The organism is Rhodococcus sp. SJ-3 (assembly GCF_051918125.1).
In the GTDB taxonomy this organism is placed as follows: Bacteria; Actinomycetota; Actinomycetes; order Mycobacteriales; family Mycobacteriaceae; genus Rhodococcus.
Genome location: NZ_CM123306.1, coordinates 1,009,527 through 1,024,446 on the forward strand (window position 1 = coordinate 1,009,527; position 14,920 = coordinate 1,024,446).

Annotated in this window: 14 protein-coding genes; 8 read left to right on the forward strand and 6 right to left on the reverse strand. The window is 65.5% G+C overall.

The annotated features are described in order from the left end of the window. Positions 1-71: 71 nt before the first annotated feature. The 3 genes from ACTDXD_RS04445 to ACTDXD_RS04455 all read left to right on the forward strand — a co-directional run bounded on the left by ACTDXD_RS04445 (position 72) and on the right by ACTDXD_RS04455 (position 3,949). The gene (locus ACTDXD_RS04445; protein ID WP_169687089.1) at positions 72-1,337 is read left to right on the forward strand and encodes a pyridoxal phosphate-dependent aminotransferase; all 1,266 of its coding nucleotides are present in this window, start codon (positions 72-74) and stop codon (positions 1,335-1,337) included. Positions 1,338-1,656: 319 nt separating this feature from the next. Next, a complete protein-coding gene (locus tag ACTDXD_RS04450; RefSeq protein WP_440125971.1) occupies positions 1,657-2,916 on the forward strand; it encodes a YibE/F family protein in 1,260 nt (419 codons plus the stop codon). 397 nt (positions 2,917-3,313) lie between these two features. Then, positions 3,314-3,949 carry a hypothetical protein gene (locus tag ACTDXD_RS04455; protein WP_440125972.1) on the forward strand — a complete coding sequence of 212 codons (636 nt, stop codon included), beginning with the start codon at positions 3,314-3,316 and terminating at the stop codon, positions 3,947-3,949. A gap of 77 nt (positions 3,950-4,026) precedes the next feature. On the opposite strand, the gene ACTDXD_RS04460 is transcribed toward ACTDXD_RS04455, so the two are convergent. The 4 genes from ACTDXD_RS04460 to ACTDXD_RS04475 all read right to left on the reverse strand — a co-directional run bounded on the left by ACTDXD_RS04460 (position 4,027) and on the right by ACTDXD_RS04475 (position 7,912). Next, a complete protein-coding gene (locus ACTDXD_RS04460; protein WP_440125973.1) occupies positions 4,027-5,436 on the reverse strand; it encodes an Hsp70 family protein in 1,410 nt (469 codons plus the stop codon). 159 nt (positions 5,437-5,595) lie between these two features. Further along, positions 5,596-6,915: a UDP-glucose dehydrogenase family protein gene (locus ACTDXD_RS04465; RefSeq protein WP_440125974.1), complete on the reverse strand. Its 1,320-nt coding sequence runs from the start codon at positions 6,913-6,915 to the stop codon at positions 5,596-5,598. Positions 6,916-7,004: 89 nt separating this feature from the next. Beyond that, positions 7,005-7,211 (reverse strand): three-helix bundle dimerization domain-containing protein, encoded by a 207-nt coding sequence (locus ACTDXD_RS04470; protein WP_440125975.1) that lies wholly within the window; start codon positions 7,209-7,211, stop codon positions 7,005-7,007. 26 nt (positions 7,212-7,237) lie between these two features. Further along, positions 7,238-7,912 carry a hypothetical protein gene (locus tag ACTDXD_RS04475; protein ID WP_440125976.1) on the reverse strand — a complete coding sequence of 225 codons (675 nt, stop codon included), beginning with the start codon at positions 7,910-7,912 and terminating at the stop codon, positions 7,238-7,240. 172 nt (positions 7,913-8,084) lie between these two features. On the opposite strand from ACTDXD_RS04475, the gene ACTDXD_RS04480 reads away from it, so the two are divergent. The 4 genes from ACTDXD_RS04480 (at position 8,085) to ACTDXD_RS04495 (ending at position 11,530) form a co-directional block, all read left to right on the forward strand. Next, positions 8,085-9,584, forward strand: a complete 1,500-nt coding sequence (locus tag ACTDXD_RS04480; RefSeq protein ID WP_440125977.1) for an MFS transporter — start codon at positions 8,085-8,087, stop codon at positions 9,582-9,584. A gap of 67 nt (positions 9,585-9,651) precedes the next feature. Beyond that, positions 9,652-10,035 carry an ArsR/SmtB family transcription factor gene (locus ACTDXD_RS04485; RefSeq protein ID WP_440125978.1) on the forward strand — a complete coding sequence of 128 codons (384 nt, stop codon included), beginning with the start codon at positions 9,652-9,654 and terminating at the stop codon, positions 10,033-10,035. After that, positions 10,032-11,117 carry an ACR3 family arsenite efflux transporter gene (gene arsB / locus ACTDXD_RS04490; RefSeq protein WP_440125979.1) on the forward strand — a complete coding sequence of 362 codons (1,086 nt, stop codon included), beginning with the start codon at positions 10,032-10,034 and terminating at the stop codon, positions 11,115-11,117. Before ACTDXD_RS04485 ends, arsB begins: the two co-directional genes overlap by 4 nt. Continuing rightward, the gene (locus ACTDXD_RS04495; protein ID WP_440125980.1) at positions 11,114-11,530 is read left to right on the forward strand and encodes an arsenate reductase ArsC; all 417 of its coding nucleotides are present in this window, start codon (positions 11,114-11,116) and stop codon (positions 11,528-11,530) included. Before arsB ends, ACTDXD_RS04495 begins: the two co-directional genes overlap by 4 nt. A 25-nt stretch (positions 11,531-11,555) precedes the next feature. On the opposite strand, the gene ACTDXD_RS04500 is transcribed toward ACTDXD_RS04495, so the two are convergent. Together ACTDXD_RS04500 and ACTDXD_RS04505 are read right to left on the reverse strand one after the other, a co-directional pair. Beyond that, complete coding sequence (locus ACTDXD_RS04500; protein ID WP_440125981.1) at positions 11,556-12,962, reverse strand: DUF2252 domain-containing protein; 1,407 nt, start codon at positions 12,960-12,962, stop codon at positions 11,556-11,558. Positions 12,963-12,977: 15 nt separating this feature from the next. Further along, positions 12,978-13,406: a DUF7144 family membrane protein gene (locus ACTDXD_RS04505; protein WP_440125982.1), complete on the reverse strand. Its 429-nt coding sequence runs from the start codon at positions 13,404-13,406 to the stop codon at positions 12,978-12,980. A 140-nt stretch (positions 13,407-13,546) separates the two neighbouring features. On the opposite strand from ACTDXD_RS04505, the gene ACTDXD_RS04510 reads away from it, so the two are divergent. After that, a complete protein-coding gene (locus tag ACTDXD_RS04510) occupies positions 13,547-14,896 on the forward strand; it encodes a diacylglycerol/lipid kinase family protein (protein ID WP_440125983.1) in 1,350 nt (449 codons plus the stop codon). Positions 14,897-14,920: the final 24 nt, after the last annotated feature.

The window sequence follows — 14,920 nt, forward strand, 5'->3', positions numbered from 1 at the left end:
GCCCCCGAGTTTCGACAAATTTCGCGTGTCGTGGAAAACCGGGTGAAAATCGTTTGCTGGGCAGTGGCACGATGGTCCCCGTGAACAACGAGGATCAGGGCCAACTTCATCATCGGATGACACGCACACTCGAACAGTCGTCCAAGCTCCAGAACGTGCTGTACGAGATCCGTGGGCCGGTACACGCCCATGCCTCGCGGCTCGAAGCCGAAGGTCACCGCATCCTCAAGCTGAACATCGGCAACCCCGCTCCGTTCGGATTCGAAGCCCCCGACACGATCGTGCAGGACATGATCGCGTCGCTCCCCCACGCGCAGGGCTACTCCGAATCACGCGGTATCGCCTCCGCGCGCCGCGCGATCGTCACCCGCTACGAGCTGGTGCCGGGCTTCCCCAAGTTCGACATCAACGACGTCTACCTGGGCAACGGCGTGTCCGAGCTCATCACCATGACGATGCAGGCGCTGCTCGACGACGGCGACGAAGTCCTCATCCCCGCGCCGGACTACCCGCTGTGGACGGCGATGACGTCGCTCGCAGGCGGCACTCCCGTCCACTACCTGTGCGATGAGACGAACGACTGGAACCCGGACATCGACGACATCGAGTCGAAGATCACCGAGAAGACCAAGGCTCTGCTCGTCATCAATCCGAACAACCCCACCGGCGCGGTGTACTCGGCGGAGGTCCTCACCCGGTTGGTCGCACTCGCCCGCAAACATCAGCTGCTGCTGCTCGCCGACGAGATCTACGACAAGATCCTCTACGACGACGCCAAGCACATCTCGCTGGCGACGCTGGCTCCCGATCTGCTGTGCTTGACGTTCAACGGCCTGTCGAAGGCCTACCGGGTAGCCGGGTACCGGTCGGGATGGATGGTCATCACCGGTCCAAAGGAGCACGCGTCCGGGTTCCTCGAAGGCATCGATCTGCTCGCCTCCACTCGCCTGTGCCCCAACGTCCCGGCACAGCACGCGATCCAGGTGGCGCTCGGTGGCTACCAGAGCATCGACGATCTGGTGCTTCCCGGTGGGCGTCTCCTCGAGCAGCGCGACGTCGCGTGGGAACGTCTCAACGCCATCCCCGGCGTCAGCTGCGTCAAGCCGCGCGGCGCGCTGTACGCGTTCCCGAGGCTCGATCCCGAGGTGTACGAGATCCACGATGACGAGAAACTCGTCCAGGATCTGCTGTTGCAGGAAAAGATCCTCATGGTGCAGGGCACGGGCTTCAACTGGCCGAACCACGATCACCTGCGCGTCGTGACGTTGCCGTGGGCACGTGATCTTGCGGTGGCGATCGAGCGATTCGGCAACTTCCTGTCCAGCTACAAGCAGTAGGAATCGTTGCCAAACGGATATCTGGGCAGTCCTGGCCCAGAAAGTACCAGGTCGCAGGAGGTTCACCCGAATCGACGCAGGCGAATTGCCCTAGGGTGACCAGACCCACACGGTAAACCGCTTCCCCGATTGGTGAAACTACAAGTAACTTGGTGATCGGCACCTCGAGTGCCGGGCTCCCTGGCTCACGCCATCCCCCCTGTGCGAAGCCAGGTGAAGGTGGCGGGGACACCCCCTGCTCCCCGCCACCACCAGCCCTTTCTCCCCCAACGCGGATCTTCTTCCCAGTCTTCTTCCCAGCTATGGCTAGCCTGTTGCGGTGAGTCATGGACACGGGCACGGACACGGCCACTTCGAGGGACCCGCTCCACTCGCTCCCCTTGCCGCCAGGATCGTCGTCGGCCTCCTGGTCGCGATCGGCGCTGTGGTGCTCGTCGGCACAGCGATGCTCTGGCCGAGCGAGCAATCCGTCGACATTCCCGCGCCGTTCCAGACCTCCGACGGCGGCGCCGTCGTCACCGAGGCCGGAACGGTCGTCGAGCAGACCAGCGGGTGGTGCGGAAGCGCGTCGATGGGCCGGGTGTTCACGGGTGAGCCCACGCCGCCGCCGACCGAGTCGTTCGAATGCGAGCGCAGCGTCATCGACATCGAGTCGGGCCCCAACGCCGGTACCCGCACTCTGCTCGAAGTCATTCCGGGCCCCGGCCAACCCGAACTGCACAGCGGCGATTCGATCCGTCTGGTACGTCAGACCGATCCGACCGGCGCGACGGTGTACTCGTTCTACGACTTCGCCCGCGGACTGCCGCTCACGCTGATCGTCGCGGCGTTCGCGATCGTCGTCGTCGCGGTCGCCCGGTGGCGCGGTCTGCGCGCCCTGATCGGGCTCGGTGTCGCATTCGGCGTGCTCGTGATGTTCATGCTCCCGGCGTTGCTCGACGGGCAGCCTGCCGTCCCGGTCGCGCTGGTGGGTGGTTCGCTGATCCTCTACGCGGTGCTGTATCTCGCACACGGCGTCAACCTGCGGACGAGCTCCGCCCTCCTCGGCACCCTCGCGTCGATGGCCCTGGCTGCGGTGTTGTCGTATGTCGCGATCGAGATGACGCACCTGACGGGCCTGTCGGAGGAACAGAACACCGACGTACAGCTCTATATCGAGCAGGTGTCGATCACAGGGCTGCTGCTCGCCGGATTCATCATCGGTTCGCTCGGTGTGCTCAACGACGTGACGATCACCCAGGCGTCGTCGGCGTTCGAGCTTGCAGGCCTCGACCCGCGGGCCTCTCGTCGAGAGATCTTCGTGTCGGCGATGCGCGTGGGCCGCGATCACATCGCCAGCACCGTCTACACCCTCGTCCTGGCCTACGCAGGTGGTGCGCTGCCGCTCCTGCTCCTGTTCTCCGTCGCGGGCCGGTCGGTGTCGGATGTGCTCACCGGCGACGCCGTCGCCATCGAGGTGGTTCGCGCGTGTGTCGGTGGTATCGCGCTGACGCTGTCGGTGCCGCTCACCACCGGTATCGCCGCGGTGCTCGCTCGCACCGGCACCCCGGCCGCACCCGCCGGCCGTCACTCACGGTGACGAACCTTCCTCCGCTTGCTCGGGTTTCCTCGGGTCGTGAGGGAAAGGGAAGACGGGGTGGTGGGGGAAGAATTATCCACAGGCGCCGGAGTTATCCACAATGTCGCCTTTGCTCGGTTTTTGGGGCGCGTATTGGTGCAGGCTCACTGCATGCCGGATCCCATACCGCTCACCCGCGCCCTCCTTCGTTCACGTGGCGTCTCCGACGACCGCATCACCCACGCGATTCGGAGCGGAACTCTCGCATCGATAGCGCGGACTGTATCTCCGCCGGGTCGACTACGACGCGCTCGATGCCATCGGCCACCATCGCGTCCGCGCCAGGCATGAAGGGTCCCGACTCCAGCCCGGTCACGCGCTCAGCCATGTCTCGGCGGCCCTCGTCCACGGCTTCGACGTGTGGGATGTCGACCTGCGCCGGATACACGTTTCGGGGAGCAAGGGGCGGATCACCGAAAGCATGTATCGGCACCAGACCCAATTCTCCGACGGGGACCTCGTCGACGTCGGTGTTCCTGTCACCTCGACCGAGCGGACCATCGTCGACCTCGCCCGGTCACTGCCTTTCGAGCAGGCAGTGGTTGCGGGAGACTCCGCGCTGAGGCTCGATCCCTCCGCCCGCGATCGGCTTCCCGGCGCCGTGGTCTCCGCATCGTGGGGCCATGGTGCGGCGGCTGCCCGCGCGGTGGTCTCGTTTCTCGACGGGCGCAGCGAGAGTGTCGGTGAGTCCCGGTCGCGGGTACGCATCGCCGAGTGCGGCCTACCCACGCCGATCCTGCAGCAAACCGTCCGGGCTCGCGATGGGCGCACCTACCGTCTCGACTTCTTCTGGAAGGACAGCGGAGTAGTCGGTGAGTTCGATGGTCTCGGCAAGTACGACGACCGTCGCGACCTGGTGGCGGAGAAGCGGCGCGAAGACGCTCTACGCGAGCTCGGATTCCAGGTCGTCCGCTGGACATGGCGCGACCTGGACCGATTCGACGCCGTCGCCGCCTGTATCACACGCGCGGGCAAGAGCCGAAAGCATGCGTGAGGCAATTCTTCCCCCGCTACCCCGGCTTCCCGTTCCCTCACGACCCGAGGGACCCCGGGCAAACGGGGGAAGCTCGCTCAGAGCCCCGGAAGCTGGATCTGCGGGAGCGGAGGCAGCTCAATCGTCGGTAGCTGAATGACGGGAAGCTGGACTCCTGGGAGCAGCTGTGGTGGCTGGGGCGGCGTGGACTCCGGGGAAGGAGGAACCGGGCGCGGTTCATTCTGCGTCACCGTCGTGGTGACGGGAGGTGTGGTGGTGACGGTCGCCGGTGCGACGGCAGGCTGCGGGCGCGGGACGCTGCGCGACGTCGTGGGCGTCACGAACGTCTCGGTGGGGCTGGTTCCATCGTCGTCGGATGATCCGGAAAACAGGCCGTTGCCTGCACCGAGGCTCACGCCGATCACCGCGACCACGGCCAGCGCGGTTCCGGCGAGACCGGCGCCGGAGATCTGCTTGCCGCTCACCTCGGGTCCTCGATGGCTCAGCGCGCCGATCCACGACTTCTTCACAGTGGCGGCAGGTTCCGGCTGAGCGGACGGTTGCACCGGCGCGGTGACCACCGGGATCTGCTCGGTGACCGCCGACATGTCCGCCGAGGGGGGAACGATGCGGGTCAGGGAGCTCACCGGCTGCGAGGATGACGGTTTGCCAGCGAGAATCGCGCCGCCCTTGGCGAGCACGAGTTCGGGCTCGTGGGGCACGACCAGCGGAAGTCCGATCCACGAGCGCAGCACTTCTTGCACGAGCGGGATGTGAGCGCCCCCGCCCAGCAGGACGACGGCTTCGGGATTGCGGCCCGAACGGGCGATGACGTGATGCACGAACTGCGCCGACGACTCGACGCACTGGGCGATGAGAGGGTCGAACGTGTCGCGCGACATCAGCACGACACCGGCGGCACCGGGCACGGCGACGCTGTCGGTCGCCGACAACTTCTCCTTTGCCTCCCGGCATTGCGCCGACAGTTCGTCGTCGGTCGCCGGGTCGTCGGGTCGCCACACACCGTTGGTGTCGAGCTGGTGCTCGCGGATCACCTGATCGAAGATGCGGCCCCCGATGGTGTCGGTGCGTTCGGCAAGGACCTCACGGAGACCGAGATCGACGACGGTGACGGTGAGACCGGAATCGCCGAGGTCGTAGAACACGGCGGTGTCGCTGCCCAGCTCACCGGTCGCCTGCAGGTACGCGAGCGCTGCTTCCGGCTCGGAGACGAGCGTGAAATTGCTCAGGTGCTCGACGGCCAGCGCCGCGCGGATGCGCTCGGCCTGAGCCTCGTCACGGTAGACGATGCCCAGCGCATCGATCGGCTCCCCGGCGATACCGGTCTGGCTCAGCACCCCGAGTGTGCGGGCAGCGAGCCGAGTGGGCTCGTCCTTACCCGTGTCCACCACTTGGAATTGGAATCCCGCCGACGGTGCAGTCCGGTCGATCGGACGCACAATCCGGACGGCGCTTTCCCCCACGGTTACCCCGAGAACCGAACTCATCAGCCGCCTTCGACAGTCGTTTGTCGCGCCGGCTGTCAGCCACCCCCGGCACCTCGCACCCGGACGATGGTACCCAATGGGATTTTCCATATCATTCGGGTTGGCATCGCGCCGGGTTCGCCACGCCGAACCTCGCGTGACAGTTACGTGAAGTAACTATCAAACTGCGACGCCCAGCCTCGAATAGGTCCATCCGGCGCTTTCCCACGTTTCTCGCTCGAGGCACGCCCGACCGTCGAGCACTGCCTTGGTGTTGACGACCGACGCGATCACCGTCGCGTCGAGGTCACGGAATTCGGGCCATTCGGTGAGCACGAGCACCGCGTCTGCCCGAGCGCATGCCTCGATGGCGCTCGTCGCGTAGCCGAGGGTCGGGAACACCTGCCGGGCGTTGTCCATTGCCTGCGGATCGAACACTGTCACCGCAGCACCCTCGAGTTGCAGTTGACCGGCGACGTTGAGTGCCGGGGAGTCACGGACGTCGTCGGAGCCCGGTTTGAACGCCGCTCCGAGAACCGCGATTCGTGCGCCGAGGACCGAGCCGCCACACGCCCGTCTCGTCAGTTCCACCATCCGTGTCCGTCGACGCATGTTGATGCTGTCGACCTCGCGCAGGAAATGCAGCGCCTGATTGGCGCCCAGTTCACCCGCGCGGGCCATCAGGGCACGGATGTCCTTCGGCAGGCATCCGCCACCGAATCCCAGCCCGCTGCCCAAGAAGCGCCGGCCGATCCGTTCGTCGTGTCCGAGGATGTCGGCGAGTTCGACGGCGTCGGCCCCGGCGACCTCGCAGACCTCGGCGATTGCGTTGATGAACGAGATCTTCGTGGCGAGAAAAGCATTCGCCGACGATTTCGCGAGCTCCGCAGTCGCGAGGTCGGTGACGAGGAAGGGCACGCCGCGGTCGATCAGCGTCGCGTACACGTCGCGCAGGATCGCTTCGCCGCGTCCTGCTCCCTTTCGCTCCACCCCGCACACGAGACGATCCGGCGACAGGGTGTCCTGCACCGCGAATCCTTCGCGGAGGAACTCGGGATTCCACACGAGTTCGACGTCGGCGTGCGCCGCAGCGCGCACCCGTTCCACGAGGTCGACTGCCGTCCCGACCGGTACCGTCGATTTACCGACGATCAATGCGGGCTCGGTCAGGAGCGGGCTCAGTGCGTCGACGACTGCGTCGACGTGTGACAGATCCGCCGCGTATTCCCCCTGCTTCTGCGGAGTCCCGACACAGATGAAGTGGACTTCGGCAAACGCTGCCGCGTCCTCGTACGAGGTGGTGAAGGCAAGGCGACCGGCGTCGAGATTGCGGCGGAGCAACTCGGCCAGGCCCGGTTCGTAGAACGGCACCTCGCCTGCTTCTAGCTTCGCGATCTTGCCGGCGTCGATGTCGACTCCGAGCACGTCGTGCCCGAGTTCGGCCATGCAGGCCGCGTGCGTGGCTCCCAAATACCCTGTTCCGAACACTGCGCAGCGCATACCAGACTTGTTACGCAACGGATGTGAGCGACGGGCAAACCGCGAGAAGCACCGCGCGAACGGCCGGTGTACATCCCGCCCGGGCGAACTCAGCCGGACGCCGGCATCCTCGACAGGAGGACACGTGCTCGACGTTCGACGAACAACGGCACGAACTCTCTGATCTTGCGACCATCGAATTCGGCCCTGAGGTCGGCGACCAGCGTCTCGATATCTGCGACGGGAACTTGAGGAAAACGGCTGCTCAACTGCTGGATCACTCGGGATATACCCTGCTCCTCCGCGGTGGCGCTCATGTGAATATCATCCCCCTCGACCCATCTCAGTCGAGCAGGTTCACTACATTTGCCACCACGAGACTGAGGATGACGATCGACAGAAGCGACTGCACCGCCATCGTGAGCTTCGCCCATCGCGCCAGCGGCATGACGTCGGTCGGACTGAACGCGGTCGCATTGGTCAGGGCCAAATACAGATAATCGACGAAGATCGGCCGCCATCCCGGCCGCGCGAGGCGTGGGTCGAGCTGCTGCGGGAAAGCCAGATCCGGGTGGACCGGCGGCCGCAGATGCCGGGTCACGGGTCCACCACCGTCGAGTTCCCAGTACAGGAAGGCGAACGCAAGCACCGTCTGCAACCACACCAATGCTCCCGCCACGAGCAGCTCGATCGGCTCCGGCGTCTGCGGGGCGCCGTGGAGCAGATCCCAGACGAGTCGCCCCGCACCCCACGCCGCGCCTGCGGCGATCGCCACCACGAGCGCAATCGACAACGCCCGCACCCATCGTCCGGGCCGGTCGATTCGGCCCGGATCGACGACAATCAGCGCGAGGAGCACGAAACCTTCGATCGCTGGCAAGAACCAGTCGGTGCCCGGCGAATAGCGCGCAGGCAACAGGAGCGGCACGGCCATCGCAACCAGGACGAACGCCGATGCGGCCCAGCGGCGCTCCGCGCGAGACGAGCCGCCCTCAGGTGTGAGCGAATCGTCGCCCATGCCGAACCCTCGTTCCTGAATGCGGAGCTCGCGTGTGCGAGAGTCCGTACGTTGTCCGATGGTGGGTGTACGTTGATGCGTCTGAGCTTCCGTGGCCGGGTGCCGTTGATCGTTCCGGACGATTACCTTGCTCGCCGGTCGCCGATACGAAACGAACGGTGAGGAACAGCGCGTGACCGATACGAGCCAGCAGCACACCTACGCCAGGCCCTGGCCTGCGCTGTGGGCGCTGTGCCTGGGCTTCTTCATGATCCTCGTCGACACCACCATCGTTGCGGTGGCGAACCCGGCAATCCTCGAAGCCTTCTCCGCCGACATCAACAGCGTCGTCTGGGTCACCAGCGCCTACCTCCTGGCGTACGCGGTGCCCCTGTTGATCACCGGGCGCCTCGGCGACCGCTACGGCCCGAAGAAGTTGTATCTGACAGGCCTTGCACTGTTCACGGTGGCGTCCCTGTGGTGCGGCCTGTCCGGCAGCATCGAGATACTGATCATCGCGCGGGTGTTCCAAGGCTTCGGCGCCGCCATGATGACCCCGCAGACGATGGCCGTCATCACCCGCACCTTCCCCCCCGACAAGCGCGGCACCGCGATGGGCCTGTGGGGCGCGACCGCAGGCGTCGCAACACTGGTCGGTCCGCTGGCGGGCGGCATCCTCGTCGACGGTCTCGGCTGGGAATGGATCTTCATCGTCAACGTGCCGGTCGGCGTCATCGCCTTCCTCGCCGCGATGCGGTACGTCCCCGCCCTCGAAACACACCCGCACAAGTTCGACATCCCCGGTGTCGTACTGAGCGCTGCGGGCATGTTCCTTCTGGTGTTCGGTCTGCAGGAGGGCAACACCTACGACTGGTCGCTGCGGATCTGGCTGATGATCGGGTCCGGACTCGTCCTACTCGCGCTGTTCGTCTGGAACCAGTCGCGCAACAAGGACGAGCCCCTGCTCCCCTTGGTTCTCTTCCGCGACCGCAACTTCTCGATGGCCAACATCGCGATCACGTCGATGGGCTTCTCGATCACCTCGATGATGCTGCCCCTGATGTTCTATGCGCAGAGTGTGCGCGGACTGTCCCCGACGGGGTCCGCTCTGCTGATGGTGCCGATGGCTGTGCTGTCCGGTGTGCTCGCGCCGGTCGTCGGAAAGTTGGTGGACCGCACGCATCCGCGTTACATCGCGGCACCCGGGTTCCTGATGCTCGCAATTTCGCTGGCCTGGCTGGCACTGGTGATGACCCCGCACGTAGCGATCTGGGAATTGCTGCTGCCGATCTCGTTGATGGGCATCGCCAACGCCTTCATCTGGTCGCCGCTTGCCGCGACCGCAACACGCAACCTGCCGCCGCATCAGGCGGGCGCGGGCTCGGGTATCTACAACACCACCCGGCAGGTCGGTGCTGTCCTCGGTAGCGCTGCCATCGGCGCTCTCATCACCGCGCGCCTGTCTGCCAACGGGCTGTCCGGTGGGGGCGGTGGTATGGAGGGCATGGCCGGCGAGATTCCGGAATTCGTCCGCGACGGTTTCAGCTCGGCGATGGCCGAGTCGACACTGCTGCCCGCGGCGGTGCTGGCCGTCGGGTTCGTTGCTTCACTGTGCTTCGCCCGGCCGATTCGTGCGGACGAAGAGCCCCCGGCCGAGCAGCCTGCGGCCGAAAGCACCGAAGCGAAGCCGTAGACCGGCAGCTACATGCTCCGCCCGTGTGCGTTTGACGCAGAATATCGATAATCGTCAATATAGACACATGTCGAATCAGTCGAGCGTCAGCGAACCCTGCTGCGCTCCCCTCGTCCGCGAACCACTCGATTCCGGCTCGGCGACCGACCTCGCCCGCATGTTCAAAGCCCTCGGCGACCCCGTGCGATTGCGCATGCTGAGCCTCATCGCCAGCCACGAGAACGGGGAGAGTTGCGTCTGCGATATCGCGCCGTCGTTCGACCTGTCGCAGCCGACGCTCTCACATCACCTGAAGGTGCTACGCGAGGCAGGAATCCTCGACTGTGACCGTCGCGGCACATGGGTCTACTACCGGGTGATCCCGTCCGCGCTAGAGCAGCTGTCGGCCGTGCTGGCGATCGAAACCGGTGTGATCGCAGGATCGGCGTGTGCACCGGAGGTGACCGCGTGAGCACCTCGACCCACGACCCGGTCGTCGCCAAGCTCTCGACGCTGGATCGATTCCTGCCGGTGTGGATCGGTTTGGCGATCGTCGCCGGACTCCTGCTCGGCCGGATCATTCCGGGTCTGGGCGACGTACTGAGCATCATCGAGATCGACGGCATCTCACTACCGATCGCTCTCGGCCTGCTGATCATGATGTATCCGGTGCTCGCGAAGGTCCGCTACGACCGCCTCGACACCGTCACCGGCGACCGCAAGCTGCTGATCTCCTCGCTGGTGCTCAACTGGGTGCTCGGCCCCGCATTGATGTTCGCGCTGGCGTGGCTCATGCTCCCCGACCTGCCCGAGTACCGCACGGGCCTGATCATCGTCGGTCTCGCCCGCTGCATCGCCATGGTGATCATCTGGAACGACCTCGCCTGCGGAGACCGGGAAGCCGCCGCCGTGCTGGTCGCGATCAACTCACTGTTCCAGGTGATCATGTTCGCCGTGCTCGGCTGGTTCTATCTGTCGGTGCTGCCCGGCCTGCTAGGGCTCGAACAGACCACGCTCGACGTGTCGCCGTGGCAGATCGCGAAGTCGGTGCTGATCTTTCTCGGCATCCCTCTGGTCGCCGGATTCCTCACCCGCCGTTTCGGTGAGAAGGCGAAGGGACGCCAATGGTACGAGGACCGCTTCCTCCCGAAGATCGGGCCGTGGGCGCTGTACGGACTGCTCTTCACGATCGTGATCCTGTTCGCGCTGCAAGGTCGGCAGATCACGTCGCAGCCGTGGGACGTCGCACGCATCGCGCTCCCGCTCCTCGCGTACTTCGCCCTGATGTGGGGCGGTGGTTATGTGCTCGGCAAATCGATCGACCTGGGTTACGAACGCACCACGACCCTCGCGTTCACGGCCGCAGGCAACAACTTCGAACTCGCGATCGCTGTCGCGATCGCGACGTTCGGTGTCACGAGCGGGCAAGCGCTCGCCGGGGTCGTCGGCCCGCTCATCGAGGTGCCCGTTCTCGTGGGCCTCGTCTACGTCTCCCTCGCGCTGCGCTCCCGGTTCTCTCCGAAAACACCAGACCCGAAACGGATCACCTCATGAGCGAGACACCGTCCGTCCTGTTCGTCTGCGTCCACAACGCGGGCCGGTCGCAGATGGCGGCAGGCTTCCTCACCGCGCTTGCCGGGGACGCGATCGAGGTCCGTTCCGCCGGGAGCGCCCCGGCAGAGAGGGTGAACCCCGCCGCGATCGAGGCGATGGCGGAGGTGGGTATCGATATCTCTGCAGAGAACCCGAAGATCCTCACCGTCGACGCTGTGCAGACCTCCGATGTCGTCATCACCATGGGCTGCGGCGACACGTGCCCCGTGTTCCCGGGCACGAGCTACCGCGACTGGGTACTCGAGGATCCCGCAGACAAGGGCGTCGAATCGGTACGTCCGATCCGGGACGAGATCAAGACCAAGGTGCAGTCCTTGATCGCGGAACTGCTTCCTCCACATCGCGATCGATGAATCCGGCCCCGGGCGATGACTCGTCTCACAGGCCGGGTCGGGCGGTGATCCTTCCCTGACCGATCGCGTCGATCAGCAGCGCATGATCGTCGAGATTGCGCGCCGCGTACGTTTTCGCGAAGGCCACCATCGACTCGTCGAATTCGGTGCCGGATCCGAGGTATTCGGCGATGGCGATGCGGTCGCCGCTGCGGGCGTGCGCGTAGGCCAGGGTCCGTCCGCACAGCCGTCCGTACAGGGCCAGTCCTTCCGGCGACATCACCTCGACCGCGGCCGACCCCTTGCCGTCGCGCAACTGCCGTAGGTAGAAGTCGCGTCGCACACCGTCGACGCCGGGACCCTGTTCCCAGCCGAGGAAGATGTCGCTGGTCGCCTGCATCAGCCGCTGGCCGTTGACGACCCGTTCACCTTCGTTCTGGAACGTCGGGCCGTCGACGTATCCGGACAGCACCGACTTCTGCGCTTCTTTCGCCTGCAGGAACAGCGGGTCTCCGTCGTCGGCGCCGACCAGCAGGAAGATGAACGCCCGGGTACCGACGCTGCCGACACCGACCACCTTGCGCGCTGCCTGCACGAACTCGAACTGTTCGAGCAGGACGCGACGGTCCCACTGCAGCGTCGACCGGTACGCGCACATGCGTTGATGCAACTCTTCGTACAGCGCCGCGGTGTCACCAACGGCCAGGGCTTCCTCGAGCGGAACGATCAGCGGCGGATTGTGGATGATCTTCCGCTCTCCGTTCACGACCTCGGTGAGTTTGCTCAACGCCTGGACGCTGTCGCGGGTCTTGGACTTCTCGAGCATCTTGCGGGTGCGTTTCTTCATCGTCGTGTCGAGTACGTCCCGCAGCTCGACGAGATCGGTCGTCGGCTCGATGTGCGAGTACCACACCGCGAGATTGCCGCGCCCCGCCTGGACGAGCATCGTCTCCCGATACTCGGCGGCGCACGCCCGTGTGATCCGTTTGATGTGCTTTCGGCGGTACCCGTTCTCGAGACCCGCGACGGCCAGGCTCGCCACCAACCTCTTGACGTCCCATTCGAACGGGCCGGGGTAGGTTTCGTCGAAATCGTTGACGTCGAATGCCAGCTTGCGTTCCGGAGTCGCGAAGATCCCGAAATTACTCAGATGCGCGTCTCCGCACAGCTGCGTGTGCAGACCTGAGTTCGGGGTGCGCGACAAGTCGTCGGCCATCACGAGGGCCGCGCCCCGATAGAACGGGAAGGGCGAGGCCGACATCCGCCCGTACCGCACCGGCACGAGCTCTCGGACTCGTGACATCGCCTGCTGCTCGAGCAAACCGATCGGGTCGCGTGCGGAGTCCGTGTCGACTTCGGCGAGCGCCTCCAACGGAGTCATCTTCCGGGCAGCACGACCGCGCCGTGCTCGCTCTTCACGGGACGGGTGCGCGACCACACCGGAAGCGGACATCGGCACTCGCCTCGATCAGACCCGGCCGGAATCGACCCGGTCGGAGCTGACCCGGTCAGGGCTCCATGTCGCGATTGCCCAGATGACGACGACATCGAGTGCGATGATCAGGATCGACCACCATGGGTAGTAGGGCAGCCACAGGAAGTTGGCGACGATCGACAAGCAGAGGATGCAGATCGCCGCGAACCGCGCCCAGAGAGCGCCCGTGAACAGAACCAGACCCGTCAGCGTGACGAGGATGCCGAGGATCAGGTGGATCCATCCCCACGTGGTGAAGTCGAACTTGTAGATGTACTCGATGCCGGTGACGAACACTTCGTCCTTGGCGATGGCCGCGATGCCCTGGAATATCTGCAGGACACCGACGGTGACAAGAAGAATTGCTGCGCCCATGGCGGTTCCCTTGGCGACAGCCTGCTTGGTATCCGGCTCTCCGGCCATGACTGTTCCCGTCTCGAATATGTATTGGACGGAATCAAGTGTGCGCCTTTGTGGACGGTTCGACGGCATAACGGCACAATTCCGACGTAACACGATACTCGGATAGCTACCGTGGGCCAGCGTGCGAGAGGTGGGCCGGCATGCCCGAAACTCTGATCATCGAGAACGGAACACCCGGTCGACGCTGGTGGGCGCGTGCCGCCTTCGCCCTCGCATTCCTCGCCGTCGTCGTCCCCGTGCTGTTCGCCGGTCTGCTGAGCACGATGGGAATTCTCCTCATCGGGGTCGGCGGTGCGGTGGTTTTCGCGGCCGCGCTGTACTGGTTCCTCGCCGGCCGTGGTTCGCTGCGCTGGGCGGCCTTGGCCGTAGCGGTGCTCGCACCGCTGACGGTATTCGTGTTCTTCATCCGGGCGAATCTGCTCGCGGTGGTGATCGCGGCGCTGGCCCTCGCAGCCCTCGCTACGGCCTGCGCTCGTGCAGCGTTGCGACGCAAGGCTTCTGACGAGGTGATGTTGGAGATCCCGGCAACACCACCGAGCCACCCGTTCCTCATCATGAACCCCCGATCCGGGGGTGGAAAGGCCACGCGGTTCGATCTTCAGCACAAAGCGGAGAAACTCGGCGCCGAAGTGGTTCTGCTCGACGAGACGAACTTTTCCGCCGTCGATGAACTCGCCCGCCGGGCAGTCATGAACGGCGCAGATCTGCTCGGCGTTGCCGGCGGCGACGGCACCCAGGCACGTGTCGCTGCGGTCGCCGCCGAGTTTCGGGTGCCGTTCATGGTGATCAGCGCCGGGACACGCAATCATTTCGCGATGGACCTCGGGCTCGATCGCGACGATCCCACGCGGTGCCTCGACGCGCTCCGCGACGGCGTCGACATTCGCATCGATCTCGGGCGGATCAACGGGCGGGCATTCGTCAACAACGCGTCGTTCGGTGTGTACGCCGAGGTGGTACGTAGCCCCGCCTACCGAGACGACAAGACTCGGACCGTGCTGAAGATGCTTCCGGATCTGCTTGCCGGACAGTCCGGTCCGAACCTGGTCGCGCAGATCGGCGACGTCACCGTCCGCTCCCCGCAGGCCGTGCTGGTGAGCAACAACCGTTACGGCGGAAGCGACCTCGCGGGCATGAGTCGCCGGGACCGGCTCGACCGGGGGCTGCTCGGCGTCGTGACGGTGTCGGTCGCCGGTGCCGGCCAGGCAGTCTCCCTGCTACGACGGACTCATGCGCGCGGCCTGACCCAGCACGAGACGTCCGAGGTGATCATCGACGCCGACACAGCCGAGATCTCGGTGGGGGTGGACGGTGAGTCTCTCCTGTTGACCACGCCGGTGCGGTGCACGATCGAACCGGGGGCGCTGCGGGTGCGGGTGCCACGTGAGCGTCCGGGCACCAAACCGTCACCGCCTCCGGTCGATTGGGTGCGGTTGCGTGCGCTGGCAAGGTTCGGATCGGCGCCCCGGCCTGATGGCCGGCCCGAGTAGCCGCCAGGCGCCCGAGCGCGGGCA